Source organism: Flavobacterium soyangense (genome assembly GCF_015277675.1).
Taxonomy (GTDB): Bacteria; Bacteroidota; Bacteroidia; order Flavobacteriales; family Flavobacteriaceae; genus Flavobacterium; species Flavobacterium soyangense.
The window spans coordinates 139,068-160,553 of record NZ_JADHEC010000004.1 but is presented as its reverse complement, the minus strand read 5'-3'; the positions used below and the strand labels follow the sequence as shown (position 1 = coordinate 160,553).

Annotated in this window: 20 protein-coding genes and 1 pseudogene; 15 read left to right on the top strand and 6 right to left on the bottom strand. The window is 33.8% G+C overall.

What is annotated here, in order from left to right; genetic code table 11:
* Both IR213_RS03505 and IR213_RS03500 read left to right on the top strand, forming a co-directional pair.
* On the top strand, positions 1 to 2,196 hold a 2,196-nt coding region (locus IR213_RS03505), incomplete at its 5' end, for a hypothetical protein (RefSeq protein WP_194310919.1).
* A gap of 368 nt (positions 2,197 to 2,564) precedes the next feature.
* Entirely contained in the window at positions 2,565 to 3,080 is a 516-nt protein-coding gene (locus IR213_RS03500; RefSeq protein ID WP_194310918.1) for a hypothetical protein, read from the top strand.
* An 82-nt stretch (positions 3,081 to 3,162) separates the two neighbouring features.
* Here the strand turns inward: IR213_RS03500 and IR213_RS03495 are convergent, their stop codons facing one another.
* From IR213_RS03495 to IR213_RS03485, 3 genes are all read right to left on the bottom strand, one after another.
* Positions 3,163 to 3,906, bottom strand: coding sequence for a T9SS type A sorting domain-containing protein (locus IR213_RS03495; RefSeq protein WP_194310917.1), 744 nt, complete (start codon positions 3,904 to 3,906; stop codon positions 3,163 to 3,165).
* Positions 3,907 to 4,155: 249 nt separating this feature from the next.
* On the bottom strand, positions 4,156 to 5,112 hold the full coding sequence (locus IR213_RS03490; RefSeq protein ID WP_194310916.1) for a TerC family protein: 957 nt from the start codon (positions 5,110 to 5,112) through the stop codon (positions 4,156 to 4,158).
* A gap of 144 nt (positions 5,113 to 5,256) precedes the next feature.
* Complete coding sequence (locus IR213_RS03485) at positions 5,257 to 6,270, bottom strand: glutamine synthetase beta-grasp domain-containing protein (RefSeq protein ID WP_194310915.1); 1,014 nt, start codon at positions 6,268 to 6,270, stop codon at positions 5,257 to 5,259.
* A gap of 201 nt (positions 6,271 to 6,471) precedes the next feature.
* Between IR213_RS03485 and IR213_RS03480 the strand changes: the two genes are divergently transcribed.
* Positions 6,472 to 8,661 carry a glutamine synthetase III family protein gene (locus IR213_RS03480; RefSeq protein ID WP_194310914.1) on the top strand — a complete coding sequence of 730 codons (2,190 nt, stop codon included), beginning with the start codon at positions 6,472 to 6,474 and terminating at the stop codon, positions 8,659 to 8,661.
* A 68-nt stretch (positions 8,662 to 8,729) separates the two neighbouring features.
* On the opposite strand, the gene IR213_RS03475 is transcribed toward IR213_RS03480, so the two are convergent.
* A complete protein-coding gene (locus IR213_RS03475; protein ID WP_194310913.1) occupies positions 8,730 to 9,002 on the bottom strand; it encodes a DUF4242 domain-containing protein in 273 nt (90 codons plus the stop codon).
* Between the two features lie 314 nt (positions 9,003 to 9,316).
* On the opposite strand from IR213_RS03475, the gene IR213_RS03470 reads away from it, so the two are divergent.
* The 4 genes from IR213_RS03470 (at position 9,317) to IR213_RS03455 (ending at position 12,092) form a co-directional block, all read left to right on the top strand.
* Positions 9,317 to 10,495, top strand: coding sequence for an AIR synthase related protein (locus IR213_RS03470; protein WP_194310912.1), 1,179 nt, complete (start codon positions 9,317 to 9,319; stop codon positions 10,493 to 10,495).
* Between the two features lie 124 nt (positions 10,496 to 10,619).
* Positions 10,620 to 10,976: a hypothetical protein gene (locus IR213_RS03465; RefSeq protein WP_194310911.1), complete on the top strand. Its 357-nt coding sequence runs from the start codon at positions 10,620 to 10,622 to the stop codon at positions 10,974 to 10,976.
* Positions 10,977 to 11,050: 74 nt separating this feature from the next.
* Positions 11,051 to 11,656 carry a GNAT family N-acetyltransferase gene (locus IR213_RS03460; RefSeq protein ID WP_194310910.1) on the top strand — a complete coding sequence of 202 codons (606 nt, stop codon included), beginning with the start codon at positions 11,051 to 11,053 and terminating at the stop codon, positions 11,654 to 11,656.
* An 88-nt stretch (positions 11,657 to 11,744) separates the two neighbouring features.
* Positions 11,745 to 12,092, top strand: coding sequence for a DUF1508 domain-containing protein (locus IR213_RS03455; protein ID WP_194310909.1), 348 nt, complete (start codon positions 11,745 to 11,747; stop codon positions 12,090 to 12,092).
* A gap of 322 nt (positions 12,093 to 12,414) precedes the next feature.
* Here IR213_RS03455 and IR213_RS03450 read toward each other — a convergent pair.
* Positions 12,415 to 12,675 (bottom strand): annotated as a pseudogene (locus tag IR213_RS03450) (hypothetical protein); the annotation flags it as partial.
* Between the two features lie 189 nt (positions 12,676 to 12,864).
* Between IR213_RS03450 and IR213_RS03445 the strand changes: the two are divergent.
* The 8 genes from IR213_RS03445 to IR213_RS03410 are packed head-to-tail and all read left to right on the top strand — an operon-like array spanning position 12,865 to position 20,060.
* Positions 12,865 to 13,824, top strand: a complete 960-nt coding sequence (locus IR213_RS03445) for an ion channel (protein ID WP_194310908.1) — start codon at positions 12,865 to 12,867, stop codon at positions 13,822 to 13,824.
* A gap of 55 nt (positions 13,825 to 13,879) precedes the next feature.
* Positions 13,880 to 14,776 carry a MerR family transcriptional regulator gene (locus IR213_RS03440; protein ID WP_194310907.1) on the top strand — a complete coding sequence of 299 codons (897 nt, stop codon included), beginning with the start codon at positions 13,880 to 13,882 and terminating at the stop codon, positions 14,774 to 14,776.
* Positions 14,777 to 14,829: 53 nt separating this feature from the next.
* Positions 14,830 to 16,302 (top strand): phytoene desaturase family protein, encoded by a 1,473-nt coding sequence (locus tag IR213_RS03435; protein ID WP_194310906.1) that lies wholly within the window; start codon positions 14,830 to 14,832, stop codon positions 16,300 to 16,302.
* Positions 16,303 to 16,304: 2 nt separating this feature from the next.
* Positions 16,305 to 17,144, top strand: a complete 840-nt coding sequence (locus IR213_RS03430; protein ID WP_194310905.1) for a phytoene/squalene synthase family protein — start codon at positions 16,305 to 16,307, stop codon at positions 17,142 to 17,144.
* A 38-nt stretch (positions 17,145 to 17,182) separates the two neighbouring features.
* Positions 17,183 to 17,623 carry a sterol desaturase family protein gene (locus tag IR213_RS03425; RefSeq protein ID WP_194310904.1) on the top strand — a complete coding sequence of 147 codons (441 nt, stop codon included), beginning with the start codon at positions 17,183 to 17,185 and terminating at the stop codon, positions 17,621 to 17,623.
* A complete protein-coding gene (locus IR213_RS03420) occupies positions 17,571 to 18,317 on the top strand; it encodes a lycopene cyclase domain-containing protein (protein ID WP_317173111.1) in 747 nt (248 codons plus the stop codon). The genes IR213_RS03425 and IR213_RS03420 overlap by 53 nt, the downstream gene beginning before the upstream one ends.
* Positions 18,304 to 18,765, top strand: a complete 462-nt coding sequence (locus IR213_RS03415; RefSeq protein ID WP_194310902.1) for an SRPBCC family protein — start codon at positions 18,304 to 18,306, stop codon at positions 18,763 to 18,765. Before IR213_RS03420 ends, IR213_RS03415 begins: the two co-directional genes overlap by 14 nt.
* Positions 18,765 to 20,060 carry a cryptochrome/photolyase family protein gene (locus tag IR213_RS03410; RefSeq protein WP_194310901.1) on the top strand — a complete coding sequence of 432 codons (1,296 nt, stop codon included), beginning with the start codon at positions 18,765 to 18,767 and terminating at the stop codon, positions 20,058 to 20,060. Before IR213_RS03415 ends, IR213_RS03410 begins: the two co-directional genes overlap by 1 nt.
* A gap of 1 nt (position 20,061) precedes the next feature.
* Here IR213_RS03410 and IR213_RS03405 read toward each other — a convergent pair whose 3' ends face one another.
* Complete coding sequence (locus IR213_RS03405) at positions 20,062 to 21,480, bottom strand: SDR family oxidoreductase (RefSeq protein ID WP_194310900.1); 1,419 nt, start codon at positions 21,478 to 21,480, stop codon at positions 20,062 to 20,064.
* Between the last annotated feature and the right edge of the window lie 6 nt (positions 21,481 to 21,486).

The window sequence follows — 21,486 nt, the reverse complement described above, 5'->3', positions numbered from 1 at the left end:
GCAACAGGCGGCACGGGAACAATTACTTATAAAGTAAACGGCAATGTAGCTACCTCACCATTCACGGCATCCGCTGCGGGTGATTACACCATTGTGGCAACAGATGCAAACGGATGTACCGACACCAAAACAGTTAAGGTTACAATTCCAACGAAAGTTTCCTTAACGGCCAAAGGAACTGAATTCTGTTATGGTGGAAAAGGTGAAATTACATTTGAAGCTACAGGCGGAACAGGAGCTATCGCTTATACTGTAAACGGGGAATCAGCTACTTCACCATTGTCAATTTCACAAGCCGGATGGTACACTATTGTGGCTACCGATGAAAATGGATGTTCTGACACTAAAAAAGTAGAAGTAATAATTAATCCATTGCCAACAATTAAATGTGAAGCAAAAACCTTTGCTGTAGACTGTGGTGATACTAAAGATCAAATACAAACTAAGTTAGACGGTTCGTTTAGATCTTGGTATACTGCTGATTTTATGGCGAATAACCCTACTGTGGATGGTGTAGATGTGGTTTATACTACTGTTCCATCAATAGCAGAACTTGACGCAATGATCCTTTCTAATCCACTTGATGCACCTATAAAAGTGACATTTTATATAGAAAACACAAAAACAGGATGTGAATCATCTTGTAATTCTGAATTTAGTTATAAAAACCCATGTGATATAGGTTGTAATGCAACTCCAACTAATTATGCATGTTATGGAGAACAGGGTAAACTTTCAATTAGTGGTGGTGGTAGTACTCCTCCTTATACTTTATTTGTATACCAATTTGGAGATGTTAATAAAACTCCTTTAGCAGGAAGTCCTTATATTTTTAACCCTGCTGATCTTACTAATAATAGTTTCACAAAAGATATTGACTTGCTTGCTGGAGATTATTCTTATGTGTTTACAGATGGATTTGATGCAGGATGTGATAATAATAATGTACCAATTACGATTACAGGTCCTACATCGGCTTTAGACTTGGTAGCTTTACAACATACAGATGAAACTTGCTCTATCTCTGCCAAAGGTACTATAACCGCTAACTTCTCTGGAGGTACTGCTCCATATCAATTGCAACTTGATGGTGGTGCTCCTTTTGCGGCAGAATCACCATATACCTTCAACGATATTTCTGCGGGTCAACATACTGTTTATGTATATGATTCTGGTTATGTAGTTGAAACGCATGTAAGTGGTTGTTCAGATCAAGAGAGTGTAAATGTAGAATTAATCCCTTGTAACGCTCATTGCACGTATACCCAAGGATATTATGGAAACGATGGAGGTACTTCTTGTGCGGACGGTGTTTCATACTCAACAAAAGGGTTAATAGCTAAAGCTTTAGATTCTTATCCTTTAGATACGATGACAATTGGGTTACCCGGAAAATCTGTTTCGATGAGTAATAACGCAACAGACATTGGCAAAATAATCAAAGTATTACCTGGTGGTGGAAGTAGTGTGGTATTGTCATCTGGAAATTTCACAATAACTACTATGCCAGCTTCCTATTTGAGAAAAGGAAATATCAACAATACTTTATTGGCCCAGACTATTACTTTAGGTCTTAATTTAGGTATTGATAGTAAACTTGGTGCTTTTGGTTTGGAAGTTGGAAAATTAGCAATCGCTGCTCCTCAAGGAGGTTGTGGAACAAATATTCCTAAAACCAGAAGTTGTTCTTATGATATTTATACTCCAACAATTAACGAGTATAAATACTATGATATGCCATCCGTAATAGGATTACTACCTACGAAAACGGTTCGAGGATTGTTTGAAATGGCTAACAAAGCATTAGGAGGTGGAGTACTTCCTGCTGGTATAACATTGTCTAATCTTGCAAGTGTCGTTGATTTAATCAACAATATTTTTGATGAATGTAAAATATCTATGGGCTACGATCAAAGACCATTAACTTGTCAAGCGGATAGAGCAGCATTTGATGTTAATCCTGTTCCAATTGATGACTATGCTACTATTACATATCAATTTAGTTATGTTTCTGATGTAACAATTGAAGTGTGGAGTATTGGTGGCATTAAGTTATATAGCCAACTCGATACCAATATCACTAGTTGTTTAGGAAAACAAGTTCCAATAAACTATCTATTCACTGCATCTGGTTCTTATATTATTAAAATAAATACTAATATAGGATCAAGTTCAAGAACAGTGATTAAAAACTAGTTTTAATTTGATTTTAAATAAGAAAGCATCCTGGAAAGGGTGCTTTCTTTGTTTATGAAAAATCTTTTAGGGTGAAATACTTTTATTAGTGGGTTAATTTATCCAATTTTTAAAAACCAAACAAAGGTGTTCCTGAAAAAAGTTTTCCTCTTTGGAATCAATTCTTTCCAAAACTTATTGATTTAAAAAAAAAAGAGACTTCCCATAAACCTGATTTCGGTTGTGAAGTCCTGCATTAGCGACTATAATTTTGGGTTGTCTCGTGTATTAACAAATAAATTTCAACTTATTTTCAATTAATTCTTAAAAATTAAAAGTTTGGTTTGGTTTTTGGGATAGCCTAGCTGAACTTAAAAAAATAATAAATTATGAAAAAGATAATTACACTTTTAGCCGTAGTAGGAATGTTTAGTTTTCAAGGATGTACAACTACAGATTCTAATTATGTTGACACTGATACAATAGCAGAAGCTTTTGAGCTTAAAGGCGCAAATTTTTATAATGATCCAATTGATTCTCCAGATGAAGGTTATTTTATTTATGGGAAGTTTACACCAAATATTTATGCTTCAGATGTTGTTTTGATTTACCGATTGTCAGGAACTATTAATTCGAGTACTGCAATTTGGCAACTTATTCCTAGAACACTTTTTCTTACACAAGGAGAACTCGATTATGATTATGATTTTAGTAAAGAAGATTATACTATTTATGCTGGGGGTACTTATAATTTAGCATTAACTCCACAGTATTTGAATAATCAAACTTTTAGAATTGTGATTGTCCCAGCAAATCTTGTAAAGGCAGTTGATAAAAAGAATTACACATCAGTTATGGCAGCTTTAAATTTAAATGAAAGTCAAATTCAAAAGATTAATTTCTAAACAAATTTGACTTGGATATAAAAAAGGAAATCGTTAGATTTCCTTTTTTTTGTTTGTACAGTATTTCTAATTTAGCAACGTATTAATTTTTAATTATTTTTTTAGTGAATTTACTGATTTCGTTTTCAAGTTCTAACGAATAAATACCTACTGGAAGAGAAGAAATATCAATTTGTATTAAATCTTTATCTGATGGATTTACTTTTTTTGATGTTATAGTTTTTCCAGATAAATCAATAATTTTTATTTTAATTAATGATATATTATCGATGCCTTTAATATTTATAATAGAAGAACTTGGATTTGGATAGATTAAGATTGACTTATCAATCATATTGTTTGTCTCATAATTTTGGTCTTTTATATTTCTAATTTTATGTGGTCGTTCATTATAAATAATGCGCACGACATTGCTTAAGTTATATAAATTAGTACTATAATCTAAAGTCATTAATCTAAAATATGATGGATTTGAGCCTCTGGAGTTTCTTATTACTGAGTAATTATTACTATGAGAATTTTCAAAATAATCTACCCAAAATACATTGTCATATGAATATTGCCATTGAAAATAAATTGAACCATTTAAAATAGCTGATGTTAAAGGCTGTGGATTTGCTGTTGAGCCATACTCAATTATTTGATTACAACAAATGGTATTTATTATATTATTAAGTGGAAGCACCCTTGTAATATTACTTGATGCAGAATTTCTATTTATAGAAGTGTCTAAAGGATTTTCTATAACTAATCTTCGATATTCGATACCTCTAGATGCTGCTGGAGGTGTATAGTTTTGTTGTTTAGCACCAGGAATGATGTTCAAATTTATTTAGAAGGAAATAATTTACCGACTCTTGATGCTTCATATAGATTGAACCAAATTTTTAGAATTGTAGTTGTTCCTGCTAGTTTTGCTGCTTCATTAAAAACAACAAATTATCCTGCAGTTATGGCGGCTTTAAATTTAAAAGAAAATCAAGTACAAAAGATTAATTTCTAGACAAGTTTGACTTGAATAAAAAAAAGGAAATCTCACGATTTCCTTTTTTTTATGACTTATTCTAAAATTTGGCTATTGGTCTTCGAAATTTTCCTCTTTGCTCATTTTTAATGAAACCACAATTCCAATGATAAGCGAAAGTGCAATGAATGTCAATGAAGCCCATTCAGGTACTTCGTATAGATCGTGAAGCAGCATTTTGAGCCCGACGAAAGTCAAAATACCTATCAAACTGTATTCTAAATAGCTGAATCTTTCCAGCATATTGGCCAAGAAGAAATACATAGAACGCAATCCTAATATGGCAAAAATATTGGAACTGAATACTAAAAACGGATCTGATGTAATAGCCAAAATAGCGGGAACACTATCCATTGCAAAAACGACATCCATGACTTCAATAACAATTAGCGCAACAAATAATGGAGTTGCAGCCGTGATGTGTCTTCTTTTTACAAAAAAATGTTCTCCATCGATATGACTTGTAATAGGCATTATTTTTCGTAATGTTTTATATACAAAAGATTTTTTGGGTTCAAATTTATCATCTTCTTTGGTGAACAACATTTTCATAGCAGTAAATATTAAGAATGCTCCAAATAAATAGGCCGTCCAAGTGAATTTGTTGATAAGAAAAACGCCAAAATAGATCATCAATCCCCTAAATATAATAGCTCCCAATATTCCCCAAAATAGAACGCGATGCTGGTATTTTTGTGGGATTCTAAAAGCAGAGAAAATAATGGCGATAACAAATATATTATCAACACTTAATGATAATTCGATTAAATATCCGGTAATGTATTTTATGGAAGCGCCGGCTGGTTTGAGTCCATCAGGATTTGAAACGTAGTTATTGGAGTATAACCAATAAATAATTCCCGAAAACAGAAAAGACATTGTTACCCATATTGCCGTCCATTTGCTTGCTTCCTTGCTCCTAATGATATGAGGAGTTCTGTTAAAAATGCCTAGGTCAAGTGCAAGAAAAAGTAAAATAGCAGCTAAAAACGAAATCCAGACAATCATAAAAAAGGTTGTTTAAAGTTCCGTAAAGATACTTTTTGATTTTTTATCTTCAGGCATTATTTAAAATAATGTCTATTTATTTAATAGGCATAAAAAAAGTGCCTTCATTTCTGAAAGCACTTATTAGTTTTGAAAAAACAAGATTTACAATGCTGATTTTACAGTTTTGATAATTCTTGCTGCAATTTTATATGGATCACCGTTAGAAGCCGGTCTTCTGTCTTCTAAATATCCTTTCCAACCATGTTGAACAGTATATAATGGGATTCTGATTGAAGCTCCTCTATCAGATACTCCATAAGAGAAATCATGAATAGAAGCGGTTTCGTGTTTACCAGTTAAACGTTGCTCGTTGTATGCTCCGTAAACAGCAATGTGCTCTTCAACAACTGGACGGAAAGCTTCACATATTTTGTCATATGTTGCTTTATCTCCACATGTTCTTAGTACTTCGTTAGAGAAGTTGGCGTGCATACCTGAACCATTCCAGTCTGTGTCACCTAGTGGTTTTGGGTGATATTCAATATAATAACCATATTTTTCAGTTAAACGATCTAATAAATATCTAGCAACCCAGATTTCATCACCTGCTTTTTTAGCTCCTTTAGCGAATAATTGAAATTCCCATTGGCCACAAGCAACTTCTTGGTTAATACCTTCAAAGTTTAGTCCGGCAGCAATACATAAATCAGCGTGCTCTTCAACTAATTTTCTACCGTGAGTATTTTTACCGCCTACTGAACAGTAGTACATACCTTGTGGTGCAGGGTATCCTCCAACAGGGAATCCTAAAGGAAGTAATGTCTTAGTGTCCATTATGAAATATTCTTGTTCGAAACCAAACCAGAAATCACCATCATCATCAATAGTAGATCTTCCGTTTGAAGGGTGTGCTTTACCATCTGCAAACATAACCTCTGTCATAACTAAGTATCCATTGATACGAGTTGGATCAGGATAAATAGCAACAGGTACTAATAAACAGTCAGATGAACCACCTTCTGCTTGTTTTGTTGAAGACCCGTCAAAAGACCAGTTGCCTATTTCTGCCAATGTTCCTTTGAAATTGTCGTGCTCTTCTACTTTAGTTTTACTTCTTAGATTTTGAGTTGGTTCGTATCCGTCTAACCAAATGTACTCTAGTTTTATTTTAGCCATAACAATAAAAAATTAATTAAATGAGATTAAATATTTTGCAAATGTAAATTAAAAGTTTAGTGGTATAAAATAAAGGGGTATAAATTATGTTTTATAATGCTATTTTTATGAATACCCCATTTTTGTATGGGTTAAATTTTAAATACTATATTTTTTGTATGCTAAAAATAATAATTACCTTTGATAAAAATTATCTAAATTATGTCAACATTACGTTTTCAAGCTCTAAAAGAAGCTTCAACCAGAAAACCAGTCCAATTTGAGGAGACTGACAGGAAATCAACTATTTTTGGTTCCAATGTGTTCAATGAAAAAGCAATGAAGCAATATTTGACTTCAGATGCTTTCAAAGGAGTACAAGGCGCCGTTCAGCATGGAACTAAAATAGACAGAAAATTAGCTGATTATATTGCTATGGGTATGAAAGAGTGGGCTTTGTCAAAAGGGGTTACTCATTATACGCACTGGTTTCAGCCGCTAACAGGGAGCACCGCCGAAAAGCATGATGCTTTCTTCGAAACTTCGTATGACGGCAGTGATCCGGTAGAAAAATTTGGTGGCGGACAGTTAGTTCAGCAAGAGCCAGATGCTTCCAGTTTTCCTAATGGAGGAATTAGAAATACCTTCGAAGCACGAGGATATACTGCTTGGGATCCAACATCTCCGGCTTTTATATATGGAACCACTTTATGTATTCCGACGGTTTTTATTTCATACACAGGAGAAGCATTAGACAATAAAATTCCTTTGTTAAGAGCCTTATCTGCTATGGATGAAGCCGCTACAGATGTGTGTAAATATTTCGATAAAAATGTAAAAAAAGTTACTGCAACCCTTGGATGGGAACAAGAATATTTCCTTGTTGACAGTGCATTGGCAAACTCTCGCCCAGATCTCATGATGACAGGAAGAACCTTGCTAGGTCACACTTCGGCAAAAGGGCAACAACTAGACGACCATTATTTTGGTTCCATTCCTACTCGTGCCTTGACGTATATGAGAGATTTAGAGCAAGAATGTATGTTGCTCGGAATTCCTGTAAAAACACGTCATAATGAAGTAGCACCCAATCAGTTTGAGTTGGCACCTATTTTTGAAGAAACTAACCTAGCCGTAGATCACAACTGTTTGTTGATGGATGTGATGCAAAAAGTGGGAGAACGTCACGATTTGAAAGTATTGCTCCACGAAAAACCATTCAAAGGCGTAAACGGTTCCGGGAAACACAACAACTGGTCATTGGCTACTGATACTGGCGTAAACCTGTTGAGTCCAAGTAAAACTCCCATGAGCAATTTACAATTTTTGGCTTTTTTCATCAATACCATCAAAGCGGTAAATGATTATGAAGCTTTATTGAGAGGTGCCATCGCAACAGCAAGTAACGACCATAGATTAGGTGCAAATGAAGCGCCACCAGCGATTATCTCCGTATTTATTGGAGAGCAATTGACCAAAGTTTTGGCTGAATTAGAAGGCGTAACCAATGGCAAGTTATCACCAGAAGAAAAAACTGATTTAAAATTAAATGTTGTAGGTAAAATTCCAGATGTTCTTTTGGATAATACCGACAGAAACAGAACTTCGCCATTTGCCTTTACAGGAAATAAGTTTGAGTTCAGAGCAGTGGGTTCTTCGGCTAACTGTTCGAATGCGATGACTACATTGAACACAATTGTGGCTAAACAATTGAAAGATTTCAAAATAGAAGTAGATGCTTTGATTGAAAAAAATGATATGAAGAAAGACGATGCAATCTTCAACGTTTTGAGAGAATACATCAAAGTTTCTAAAAAAATCCTTTTCGAAGGAGATGGTTACAGCGAGGCTTGGGAAATCGAAGCAGCAAAAAGAGGTTTGAGCAATTTCAAAACCACTCCCGAAGCGTTGAAAGCCAGAGCTTCTAAACAAGCACTAGATTTGTTCTCCGAAATGGGTATTATGAACCATATTGAAGTGGAAGCCCGTTACGAAATTGAATTGGAAGAATACACTAAGAAAATCCAAATCGAAGGTAGGGTTTTAGGAGATCTTTCTATAAATCATGTTATTCCAACGGCTATTCGGTATCAAAATACTTTGATTGAAAACGTAAAAGGTCTGAAAGATATTTTTGGAGAAGAATTTAAAACATTGGCCAAAGAGCAAATTTCTATTATCAGAGAAATTTCGGGTCATATCGAAGGTATTAATTCTAAAGTGGATGAGATGACCAACGAAAGAAAAAAAGCAAACCATCTTACGGATGCTCAGGCTATGGCCGAAGCTTATTGCAACAATGTAAAACCGTATTTTGAAGAAATCAGAAATCACTGTGATAAACTGGAATTGCTGGTAGATGATCAAATCTGGACATTGACTAAATATAGAGAATTATTGCTTACTAAATAATTTTAATACACTATTTTAATAAAAAATGCCTATCCGTTTGGATAGGCATTTTTTATTTGTAGACCAAATTATTCTGCTGTTGTTGGGTCTATGATTGTAGCAACCTGACTTACAGAGTTTGCTGGAAATCCACCTTGTTTTGCGTGTTCCCTAATCATTTCTTCGTTTGGGGCATTGTAAATACAATAAATTTTATCCGTTGTCACATAGCTTTGAACCCACTGAATTTGCGATCCCATTTTGCTCAATACTCCACAGGAAGTTTGCGAAATGGCTTTTAATTGTTCTGCAGTAAGTTTACCTGCACCGGGAATTTCTCTTTCAATTACATACTTTGGCATAGTATTAAGTTTTTAGATTCCTATTCTTTTGGCTTTCCTGCCTGTCGACAGACAGGTCGGTGACGCCCCGTTTTTTTTAGTGGTAGCTGTTTCCACTCTTAAAGTCTTTAAACGTATTTAATATTTTTTTTTTGGATATAATTTTTTAAATATCAATTGTATACATCAAATATAGTTAAATAAACTTACCTTTTGAGAATTGATCATAAAATTCAAGAAACCCGTGCAAAACGGAATAGGCAAACACCAAAAAAATATTTATATTTGCGCCATCCTCCTTCGGCGGACAAGCAACAAAACTACACAGCAATAAAATGAGTTCAGATTCCAGCAAACGTTACGCTCAAAGAGGAGTTTCAGCATCCAAAGAAGATGTGCACAACGCCATAAAAAACATCGATAAAGGATTGTTTCCTCAGGCTTTTTGCAAAATTGTCCCTGATTATTTAACCAATGACAAAGAATATTGCCTCATTATGCACGCCGATGGAGCAGGAACAAAATCGTCTTTGGCCTATATGTATTGGAAAGAAACAGGCGATATTTCAGTATGGAAAGGCATCGCGCAAGACGCTTTGATTATGAATATCGACGATTTATTGTGCGTAGGTGCTACCGATAATATTCTGCTTTCTTCCACTATTGGAAGAAATAAAAACCTCATAACTGCCGAAGTGATTTCGGCTATCATCAACGGAACCGAAGAACTCATCAAAGAACTGCATTCTTTTGGCGTAACGATACATTCTACCGGTGGAGAAACTGCCGATGTAGGCGATATCGTTCGGACTATTATTGTAGATTCGACCGTTACGGCTCGAATGAAACGCTCTAAAGTGATTGACAATGCCAATATAAAAGCAGGTGATGTCATCGTAGGTTTAGAATCTTTTGGTCAAGCCAGCTATGAAAAAAGCTATAATGGCGGAATGGGAAGCAACGGATTGACTTCGGCGCGTCACGATGTTTTCGGGAAATATTTAGCCACCAAATATCCTGAAAGTTATGATGATGCAGTTCCTCAAGAATTAATTTATTCCGGTCAGGTAAAACTAACCGATGCAGTCGAAAATTCGTCAATTGATGCTGGTAAATTAGTGCTTTCGCCAACAAGAACCTATGCGCCTATCATTAAGAAAATCTTAGATAAATATACCTCTAATGAAATTCACGGAATGGTGCATTGCAGCGGTGGAGCTCAAACTAAGATTCTGCATTTCGTGCAAAATTTACACATTATAAAAGATAATTTATTCCCGGTTCCACCTTTGTTTAAGTTGATTCAGGAGCAATCTAAAACCGATTGGAAAGAAATGTACCAAGTGTTCAACTGCGGTCATCGTATGGAAATTTATGTTCCCGAAGCCGTTGCTCAGGACATTATCGCCATTTCAAAATCGTTTAATGTCAATGCACAAATCGTGGGTCGAGTAGAAGCTGCTGATGTTAAAAAATTGACCATTACCAGCGAATACGGAATTTACGAGTATTAAATCACCTTAGCTTTTGGGACGCAGATAAAACGGATTTGCTAAAGCAACAACACGGATAAAAACAGATTTTTAAATCGTTGAATTTTCTAATCTTTCAATCTTTGAATATTTTAATCTTTATTAAATGTACGAATTACTTTTTTGGCAATATCAAGACGGAATCTATCTCAACCATCACTTGGTTTACGAAGCCTTGCTCGAACAACAAGAAGTCGAAGGTCTCGAAACGCTTCCCGTTCAAGTAATCCTGAATCGTATAAATTCAGTGTTTGCAAACTGGGAAAAAGTAGATGAAAACAGTTGGAAAAATACCAAAGGAAAAGGCGCTTTTCACGTCAAAACCACTTCGCAAAGCATACAAATTGATTGCTATGGAACCGAAGGCAAAACAATGAATTTGCTCGCCGACACTTTGGAAGAATTCAAATGTCCGCTCTACGACCCACAAATTCCCGTTCGTTACGACGAAATGAACGAATAAATACCTTCATTGTAATCCTAGATATAAAAATCCGTTTTATCTGCGCCGTCCGTGGCCAATTCAATATAAATTCTATGTCAATACATCTCAACTTCCCAGAAAATGTAATCCTCGAAGACAACCTTGTTTTACTTCGTCCTTTGCAGGAATCAGATGTCGAAAATTTACTGGAAGTTTCCTGTGATGATTCCTCCAGTACTTGGAAATATGCTTTAACTCGAGGAGACAATAAGGAAAATCTTGCCTACTACATTCAATTGGCTTTAAAAGCTAGAGAAAACAAAACCGAATTTCCATTCATCGTTTTCGACAAGAAATCAGGAAAATATGCGGGCAGTACTCGTTTTTACGATATTAATTTAGCGTTTAAAACCCTGCAATTGGGTTACACTTGGTACGGAAAAGATTTTAGGGGAACAGGATTAAATAAACATTGTAAATTTTTATTATTACAATTTGCCTTTGAAACCCTTGGAATGGAACGCGTAGAATTCCGTGCCGATAATAACAATGAACGCAGCATTGCCGCAATGAAAAGCATTGGTTGCAAAGTCGAAGGCGTTTTGCGAAATCATATGCCCACTTTTGGCAGCGAAGTACGTCGCGACAGTATTATTTTGAGTATTCTTCGCAGCGAATGGTTTGATGAGGTTAAAGACAATTTAAAAGCAAAATTGTGACTGTATAAATTCTAATTTTCAGCACAAATTCTGAAAGTAGAAACACATCTTTACTCATTTTATTTCAATTCACATTCAGCATTATAGTATGGGAGCATTCGTTATCAGCAAAAGATTTGATGATCATTACAAATTTGTTTTCACGTCGAGAAAAGGAAAAACTATTTTTACAAGTACTTCTTTTGAGCTAAAGATGGATTGCGAAACGGTCATTGAAAATATAAAAGCTACCATAGACAATTACACTTACGTGAAATCCAGGGCTGCCAATGGAAAATATTTTTTTAAAATGATGTTTGAAGATACCGTAATCGCCACCAGCCGAAAATACACCACGCCATTATTACTCCAAAAAGGAATCGATGAAATCATTCTTGCCGCCTCGAAATCCGATATTTTGGATTTTTCCATGGATGAATTTGTGTTTCCGGATTAGACTTCAAAAAGTAGTTTTTTTGAGAAAGATATTTTACAAAAAAAGGTGTTAAGAAATATGTGCTTTTTTCTTAACGTTCTGGTACTACAGCGGGTTTAGGACTAATTTAAACCCATTGTTCGAATTTGCAAAATTATTCCAAATACAAAAACTAATGCCCATTAAACCAACTGCCCAAATCCGTTGTAGCTGTTGAACTAAACCTTCGGTAGTACTCGATACGATTTTCGAGAAATGCAACAAATTACTGGCCTGTCTAACACTTATTTCATGCTCTTGATGCATAAATTTACCAATTCGCACTACTCAGCAGGCCTTAAAGCTTTTTTAGCAATTCAAAATTAAACATTCCTAAACCAAAACCAGCCCCAACAATAAGTCCCATTAACGGAGATATAAGCATTGCACCTATAATAACGGCGGCTAAATTCATGTTTAATCAAACCGAAGCAATAACGATAGCACAAGCCAAAATCCATAAATTCGACCCTCGGAATGAAATGTTGGATTTTACATTTTCCAAAACCTTTTTCTTGTCTTTCTTACCTTGATTTAAAACGATAAAATGTTTTTTTTTTAACATCTAGTTGATTTGAAATTGTTGTCTTTTTTTGAAATTTAAGTCTAAAACCACTCAACATTTATAACAAAACTAGGGATTTAGAAACATAAATATACGTTATATATTTTATTGATTGATTTGTTTTTTTGGAGGAATTCCGTTAGAAGACTATTTTTAGCTAATTTTACTTTCAACTAAAAAACTTACAGTATGGCATTATTAAGAAGGATAAATGAAAAGGCAAAGTCTTATTTAAGTTCGGGTTTTGGCTCAAATTCGAGTAGTTATGGTGGTCGTTTTGTCAATAAAAACGGGACGGCCAATGTAGAAAAAAGAGGTTTGCATTTATGGTCGAGAATCAGTTGGCATCATACTCTTATTGATATGGAAACTTGGAAATTTTTATTGATTATTTTGTCTTTTTACTTAAGTATCAATTTTATTTTTGCCTTACTTTATTTCTTTATTGGGATAGAAAATTTACATGGTATTGATCCATCAGATTCAGAATGGATCAAATTTGGTCAGACTTATTTTTTTAGTGCTCAAACCTTTACGACAGTGGGTTATGGCCATATCAGCCCTTCGGGGTTTATGGCTAGTGCAGTTTCTACTTTAGAAGCCTTGATTGGTTTGTTGAGTTTTGCTATTGCCACAGGCTTATTCTTCGGACGTTTCAGTAAACCAGTAGCTTTTTTGAAATTTTCTCATAATGCTATTATTGCTCCTTATCGTGATAGTACCGCCTTAATGGTTCGTGTTACACCTTTTAAAAATACCAATCTTATTGATGCAGAAGCTAAAATCACTTTGGGGATGAGTATTGAAGAAAACGGAAAAAAAAGTAATAAATTCTATTCATTAGACCTAGAATTTGAAAAAATTAATGCACTTGCTTTAAGTTGGACCTTGGTGCATTCTATTAATGATGATAGCCCTTTGTACCAATTTACGAAGGAAGATTTTGAGGCTATAAATGGTGAGATTTTAGTATTCATCAAAACTTTTGATGATATGTTTAGCAATGTAGTGGCCATACGAGCTTCCTATACCTTTGATGAAGTTATTTATGGAGCCAAATTCAAACCGATGTATTCCCGAAACGATACCAATACCAAAACGGTTTTGCATTTGGATAAATTAAACGATTTTGAAATGGTTCAATTATAAAATTATTAGATTTAAAAATTTTTGTTTACATTTGTTTATTAAATTTAGAAAAACAATGAACAATATTAAAACGGTATTTAGTATTAAGGATCTAGAAAATCTTTCAGGTATAAAAGCGCATACAATTCGAATTTGGGAAAAAAGATATAATATTTTGGAACCATTGCGAACCGATACTAACATAAGAACCTACGATTTGGCTAATTTGCAAAAGCTCTTAAACGTTGTTTTATTGAATACCTACGGATATAAAATTTCTAGAATTGCAGAATTAAACACAGAAAAAATTTCCCTTCTTGTTCGTGAAATTGTTTCCGAAAAAAATGTTAATAATCATGCATTGAATGCTTTTAAGTTGGCGATGGTGAATTTTGATCAAAATTTATTTGTTACAACTTATAACAGTTTACTTTCTGAAAAATCTTTTCGAGAAGTTTTTTATGAAGTATTTATCCCGCTTATGAACGAAATAGGTTTATTGTGGCAGTCAGGTACTATTAGTCCGGCGCAAGAACACTTTATTTCCTTTTTAATTAAGCAAAAACTACTCATTAATACCGAGAAAGTTCAAATGTTGGAGCCTACAAAAACCGATAAAGTTTTTGTTTTGTACCTACCAGAAAACGAAATTCACGAGCTGGGTTTAATGTATTTGAACTATGAAATTTTGTTAAATGGTTATAAATCTGTATATTTAGGCGAAAGTGTTCCTGTAGAAAGTTTGATTGAAATGAAAAATTATTTCGACAACATTATCTACATATCGTACATGACCGTTAAGCCAACAAAAGATGATCTTCAAGATTATATTGATGACGTTTCCGAAAAAATTCTATTAGGAAATACAAAAATTTGGTTTATCGGTAGAATGGTAGAATTTATTGATAGTAAAAACCTTTCTGATAATATTTCTGTGTTTGATTCTATTTCAAATTTGATAGCCGAAATATAATTTGATGTTAATATTGATATTTTGTTTAATCTTTTTGTATATTTGCTGAACAAATGAAAAAAACAATAACAATTATAGGTTCAGGATTTTCGTCTTTGGCAGCTTCATGCTATCTGGCGAAAGAAGGCTTTGATGTCACCATTCTCGAAAAAAATAATACTGTTGGTGGAAGAGCCAGACAATTTGTCAAAGATGGTTTTACTTTTGATATAGGTCCTACTTGGTATTGGATGCCAGATGTTTTTGAGAAATTCTTTGCGGATTTCAGTAAACATCCTTCTGATTATTACCACTTAGACAAGTTAAATCCTGCTTATGAAGTCTATTTTGATACTTTAGATTCTATACAAATTGCAGATAATTTACCAGATATTCTTTCTGTTTTTGAAAAAGAAGAGGTTGGAAGTGCTAAGCATTTAGAAACATTTCTGGATAATGCTAAACATAATTATGATGTTGCAATTAAAGATTTGGTTTATAGACCCGGAATTTCAATAACGGAATTAATTACACCGGTCACCATGAAAAAAGCTAATCAGTTTTTTAGTACGATTAGAACTTCTGTCAGAAAAAAAATTAAGAACAATAGGTTGCAACAAATTATGGAATTTCCGGTTTTATTTCTTGGTGCTAAACCTTCTAATACGCCTTCATTTTATAGTTTTATGAATTATGCTGATTTTGGTTTAGGAACTTGGCATCCTAAGGGAGGAATGTATGAAGTTGTAAAAGCAATGTATATTTTGGCATTTGAATTAGGTGTGAAAATTAAAACCAATCAAAATGTTGAGAAAATAAATGTCGAAAACGGCGTAGTGAAAAGTGTGATTTCAAATGGGATTACGATTGAATCTGATGTGGTTTTGAGTGGTGCGGATTATCATCATACCGAAACTTTATTGGACGAAAAATACCGTGGATATTCTGAAAAATATTGGAATTCTAAGGTTTTTGCACCATCCTCGCTTTTGTTTTATGTGGCTTTTGATAAAAAAATTGAAAATGTTTCACATCACACCTTGTTTTTTGACACTGATTTTGATCTTCATGCAAAAGACATTTATGATAATCCAAAGTGGCCTGATAAACCATTATTCTATGCGAGCTTTCCCAGTAAAACAGATTCTTCTGTTGCTCCTGAAGATAAAGAAGCTGGGATATTTTTGATTCCAATAGCCCCCGGGATTAAAGACACTACTGCTATTAGAGAAATATATTTTGACAATATTATTAAAAGATTTGAAAAATTGACGAACCAAAAAGTGAGTGAAAACATCATTTTTAAAGAAAGTTTCTGTGTTAAAGATTTTGTTAATGATTATAATTCATACAAAGGAAACGCTTACGGATTAGCAAACATTCTTACTCAAACTGCTTTTTTAAGACCAAAAATTATTAGCAAAAAAGTCAAAAATTTATTTTTTACCGGACAATTAACTGTGCCCGGACCTGGAGTTCCGCCTTCAATAATTTCAGGAAAAATAGTTTCAAATTTGATAAAAAAACAATTTTCAAATAAGCAATAAATATGAAAAAATTATTTGATGATGTATCGTTTAAGTGCAGTATTTTAGTAACTAAAAGTTATAGCACTTCATTTTCTATGGCTGTCAAAATGCTAGCTCCCAGTATCAGAGATGCTATTTACAGTATTTATGGTTTTGTGCGTTTTGCTGATGAAATTGTAGATTCTTTTCATGGTTTCGATAAAGAAACTTTAATCAATGATTTTGAAAATGAATATTACAAAGCTCAAAAAATGGGTATTAGTTTAAATCCAATTTTGAATTCTTTTCAACAAACTGTTGTGAAATATAATATTTCGGACGATTTAATTCAATCATTTTTGAAGAGCATGAAAATGGATTTGATAAAATCTGATTATCATACCAAACAAGAATATGATGAATATATTTACGGCTCTGCTGATGTTGTTGGCCTGATGTGTCTTAAGGTTTTTGTTAATGGAAATGATGACAAATACTATGAATTGAAAGACGAAGCAATGCGATTGGGCTCTGCTTTTCAAAAAGTTAATTTTTTGAGAGATTTGAAAGATGATAATTTGGTTTTAAACCGAAATTATTTTCCAGGTGTCGACCTAAATTCATTTGATGAAAAATCAAAAGAATTGATTATAAAAGAAATTGAAGAAGATTTTCAAGTTGCCCTACAAGGGATTAAAAAATTACCTTTGGAAGCTAAATTTGGTGTTTACACTGCTTATGTTTATTATAAGAAGTTGTTGAAAAAACTTGAAAACACCCCTTATTATGAAATTGGAAATTCAAGAATTCGCGTTTCTAACTATACTAAAGTACGATTGTTAACCAATTCTTTTGTAACTTACAAACTGAATTTGGTTTAAATCAAGATCTTCTTTTACTAAATTAAAAATGTTTTAAAATGATATGTTTCTTAATCTTTTTGGCTACTTATATACTTATGGAATGTGTTACATGGTGCACACATAAGTTTGTTATGCATGGGTTTTTATGGTATCTTCATGAAGATCATCACCAACCCAAATATGCCCATATTTTCGAACGAAATGATGTTTTTTTTGTGATTTTTGCCATTCCCAGTATTCTTCTGTTTTATTTTGGTGCCCAAAACGGATTTGATTACAAATTCTTTATCGGATTAGGGATTTTTGCTTATGGAATGAGCTATTTTTTAGTTCACGACATTATGATACATCAACGATTCAAGTTGTTTAAAAACACAAAAAACAAATACCTTTTAGGTTTGCGAAAAGGTCATAAAGTGCATCACAAGCATTTGGGTAAAGAACATGGTGAATGTTTTGGGATGTTATTTGTGCCTTTCAAATATTTCAAATTTTAATATGTCTTTATATTTAGTTTTAAATATTATGTCCTTTTTGATTCCGTTTCTGTATAGTTTCGAAAAAAGAATGAAGTATATAAAACGATGGAAAGCTGTTTTTTCCGCTATTCTTATAACGGCAATTTTCTTTATTATTTGGGATGTTTTCTTCACTAAGATTGGAGTTTGGAGTTTTAATCCTCGGTACCATGCCGGAATTGAATTCTTTGGGTTACCCATAGAAGAATGGCTTTTTTTTATTTGCATCCCGTATTCCAGCATCTTTATTCATTTTGCTTTTCACTATTTTTATCCAAAGGTTTCTTTATCGGACAAAACCGTGAAATTTATTTATTGGATTCTGATGATAATCATTTTACCGACAATTGTATTCCATTATGATAAATGGTACACGGTTGTTAATTACAGTTTATTAGTATTGGTTTTGACATACACGGTTTTCAAGGTTCCTAATATTTTGAACACCTTTTTTATCACTTTTCTGATCATATTAATACCATTTTCAGTAGTCAACGGAATTCTTACCGGCAGTTTTATTGAAGAACCAGTCGTGATATATAATAATGCAGAAAATTTAGGAATTAGACTTGGAACCATACCAATAGAAGACATTGGTTATGCTTTTTCGATGTTGTTGATGAGTTTAGTTTTAATTAAAAAAATAGAAAAAAATAACAATGAAAATATATAAAAAAGAAGCCGTTCAATATGTAAATGCTAGTGTCGAAGATTGTTGGGCATTTTTTTCAAGTCCAAGAAACTTGCAAAAAATTACCCCGGAAACTATGGGTTTCCAAATCACAGATTTTGATAATAAATCGATGTATGCCGGGCAAATAATTCAATACAAAGTATCACCACTTTTAGGTTTGAAATTGAGTTGGATGACGGTAATCACTTATGTGAAAGAGAATAGCTATTTCGTGGACGAACAACGTTTTGGGCCATACGCTTTATGGCATCACAAACATTTTTTTGAACAAACTGAAAACGGCACCAAAATGACGGATTTGGTACATTATGCTTTGCCACTTGGTTTCATTGGCAGAATAATGAACACACTTGTTGTAAAAAATAAGCTGAAAGAAATCTTCGATTACCGATGTGTAAAAGTTGATGAAATGTTTAATTCCAAATAATGAATAAACCAGAAGTAGTTTTTTTTTGGTTTCGTAGGGATTTGCGATTAGAGGATAACGTGGGTTTGTTTCACGCTTTGGATTCTAAATGCCCTGTAATTCCATTGTTTATTTTCGATGAAGATATTCTGGATAGTTTGCCAAAAAATGATGCGAGAGTTGGGTTTATACATGATTCACTTTTAAAAATAAATGCTAAACTCAAGAAAATAGGAAGTTCACTTTTAGTTAAAAAGGGAAAAACTAAAGATGTTTGGGAATCACTTATTCAAGAATTTGAAGTCAAGGAAGTATTCTTCAGCAAAGATTATGAGCCATATGCCATCAAAAGAGATTTAGGTATTTGTGAACTATTGGAAGCCAATAAAATAGCACATCTTTCTTTTAAAGACCAAGTCATTTTCGAGGAAAAGGAGATCACAAAAGCCGATGGATTGCCTTATACCATTTATACTCCTTATAAAAATAAATGGCTGGAGAAATATCAATTATTAGCTCCTGTTCAAGAATACGATACTTCCGAAAAGTTCTCCAATTTCTATAAAATCAACTTTATTTTTCCAACATTGGAACAAATTGGATTTATGGAAAGTTTCATAAAAGTAATACCTTATAATTTAAAAAATGTTACCAATTATCACGAAACCCGAGATTTCCCTGCTTTGGATTGTACGACCCATCTTTCGCCTCATTTGCGTTTTGGCACGGTAAGTATTCGAAAATTAGTGAATTGGGCTTCACATAAAAATCAAGTGTTTTTAAGTGAACTGATTTGGAGAGAATTTTTTATGCAAATTTTATTCAGTTTTCCAAAAGTGGTTACGAACAATTTTAAATCAGCTTACGACGGCATTCAATGGCGGAATAATGAGGAAGATTTTAAGCGGTGGTGTTCTGGAACCACGGGTTATCCGATGGTTGATGCCGGAATGCGCGAATTGAATGAAACCGGTTATATGCACAATAGGGTTCGAATGGTTGTGGCGAGTTTTCTCTGCAAACATTTATTGATAAATTGGCAATGGGGCGAAGCGTATTTTGCCGAAAAGTTGTTGGATTTTGAATTGTCTTCCAATGTCGGAAACTGGCAATGGGCTGCGGGAACTGGTTGTGATGCGGCTCCTTATTTCAGGGTTTTTAATCCTGAAATCCAGTTCAAAAAATTCGATGAAAAAGGAATTTACATACGAAAATGGATTCCAGAATTCGATTTGGGTTACGGTGAGCCTATGGTCGAACACGCTTTTGCCAGAGATCGTGCTATTGCGACTTACAAAGCCGGAATTTTGAAGTGATTTATTTGATTAATTTATTCAGCATTCCCTGAAATATAAATCCATGGAAAGGCAAAACAGCATACCAATATAATTTTCCCCAAATGCCTTTTGGTTTGAATGTAGCGGATTGGTATAAAGTATTGTTGATAATCTTGAATTCGAGCCAAGCTTCGCCAGGTAATTTCATTTCGGCATATAAAACTAATTTTCCTTCCTCTTTATTGGCATACAAAACACGCCAAAAATCCAATGCATCACCCGAATGGATATCGTGTTTGTTGGTTCTGCCCCTTCGAGAACCCACACCACCAAATAATTGATCGATGAAACCGCGAAAATTCCACAACCAATCTCCATAATACCAACCGGTTTCTCCGCCAATAGACCAAATTTTTTCAAGCGTATGCTCTTTATTTTCTATTGATTTTTTTCGTCGGTCTATAAAACAATCTTTCTTTGGAACTTTTAAAAATTCGGAAATATTACTGTTAAATCTTCCGCTGACCAATGAATCTTTCCAACTGGAAGCGACCTTGTCTTCATCGACTTTTATCAGGGCTCTGGATAAGGCTTGTTCGTAGGACATGGGTTTTACTCTCAACAATTTATTTATTTTATTGTCCTTGCAAATTACTTCCACTTTCATGCTGCTGACCAATGCCGAGGCTAGTTTGTATGAAGTTGAGGTCACAAAATACAACCAATAGGAAGATAATTTAGGTGTCATTATTGGAACTGTATATATCCATCTTTTTAATTTCTTTGCCTTGGCAAAACCCAAAAGCATTTCTTTGTAAGTTAGAATATCTGGACCGCCAATGTCAAAACTCTTTCCATAAGTAACGGGATTCAAGAGTGATTTTGATAAAAACTCCAAGACATCCGATATGGCAATGGGCTGACATTTTGTGTTTAGCCATTTTGGAGTAATCATAATTGGGAGTTTATTGACAAGATCCCGAATAATTTCGAAAGAAGCGCTACCAGAACCCACAATGATTCCAGCCCTCAAAGTTGTTATGGCAAAATTTCCGTTGTGTAAAACATCTTCTACTTTTTTTCTGGAGGACAAATGTTTTGAAAGTGATTTGTCATTCACGATACCACTTAAATAAATGACTTGTTTTGCAGCAGTTTTATCAATGCTGTACACAAAATTTTCAGCCGAAATTTTTTCTAATTCATCATAATTATTGTCTGAACCTGACATCGAATGAATCAAATAATAGGCTGCGTCAATATCATTTGGGATGGCTGTCAATGTTTCTTTTTTCAGAAAATCAACTTCAATAACTTTGATACTTTTTAAAAATTCTTTTGGAGCATAAAACCTGTTTTTGTCTCTTACACAACAAATAATTTCGTGTCCTTGTGCTACTAAAATAGGCAAAAGTCGTTTGCCTATATATCCTGTTGCGCCTGTTAAAAGAATTTTCATGGTTTT

Bases quoted from the DNA above. Each gene is read 5' to 3' on its own strand.
- IR213_RS03500 (WP_194310918.1), top strand. From the start codon at position 2,565: ATGAAAAAGATAATTACACTTTTAGCCGTAGTAGGAATGTTTAGTTTT.
- IR213_RS03490 (WP_194310916.1), bottom strand. From the start codon at position 5,112: ATGATTGTCTGGATTTCGTTTTTAGCTGCTATTTTACTTTTTCTTGCA.
- IR213_RS03485 (WP_194310915.1), bottom strand. From the start codon at position 6,270: ATGGCTAAAATAAAACTAGAGTACATTTGGTTAGACGGATACGAACCA.
- IR213_RS03480 (WP_194310914.1), top strand. From the start codon at position 6,472: ATGTCAACATTACGTTTTCAAGCTCTAAAAGAAGCTTCAACCAGAAAA.
- IR213_RS03475 (WP_194310913.1), bottom strand. From the start codon at position 9,002: ATGCCAAAGTATGTAATTGAAAGAGAAATTCCCGGTGCAGGTAAACTT.
- IR213_RS03470 (WP_194310912.1), top strand. From the start codon at position 9,317: ATGAGTTCAGATTCCAGCAAACGTTACGCTCAAAGAGGAGTTTCAGCA.
- IR213_RS03465 (WP_194310911.1), top strand. From the start codon at position 10,620: ATGTACGAATTACTTTTTTGGCAATATCAAGACGGAATCTATCTCAAC.
- IR213_RS03460 (WP_194310910.1), top strand. From the start codon at position 11,051: ATGTCAATACATCTCAACTTCCCAGAAAATGTAATCCTCGAAGACAAC.
- IR213_RS03455 (WP_194310909.1), top strand. From the start codon at position 11,745: ATGGGAGCATTCGTTATCAGCAAAAGATTTGATGATCATTACAAATTT.
- IR213_RS03445 (WP_194310908.1), top strand. From the start codon at position 12,865: ATGGCATTATTAAGAAGGATAAATGAAAAGGCAAAGTCTTATTTAAGT.
- IR213_RS03440 (WP_194310907.1), top strand. From the start codon at position 13,880: ATGAACAATATTAAAACGGTATTTAGTATTAAGGATCTAGAAAATCTT.
- IR213_RS03435 (WP_194310906.1), top strand. From the start codon at position 14,830: ATGAAAAAAACAATAACAATTATAGGTTCAGGATTTTCGTCTTTGGCA.
- IR213_RS03430 (WP_194310905.1), top strand. From the start codon at position 16,305: ATGAAAAAATTATTTGATGATGTATCGTTTAAGTGCAGTATTTTAGTA.
- IR213_RS03425 (WP_194310904.1), top strand. From the start codon at position 17,183: ATGATATGTTTCTTAATCTTTTTGGCTACTTATATACTTATGGAATGT.
- IR213_RS03420 (WP_317173111.1), top strand. From the start codon at position 17,571: ATGGTGAATGTTTTGGGATGTTATTTGTGCCTTTCAAATATTTCAAAT.
- IR213_RS03415 (WP_194310902.1), top strand. From the start codon at position 18,304: ATGAAAATATATAAAAAAGAAGCCGTTCAATATGTAAATGCTAGTGTC.
- IR213_RS03410 (WP_194310901.1), top strand. From the start codon at position 18,765: ATGAATAAACCAGAAGTAGTTTTTTTTTGGTTTCGTAGGGATTTGCGA.
- IR213_RS03405 (WP_194310900.1), bottom strand. From the start codon at position 21,480: ATGAAAATTCTTTTAACAGGCGCAACAGGATATATAGGCAAACGACTT.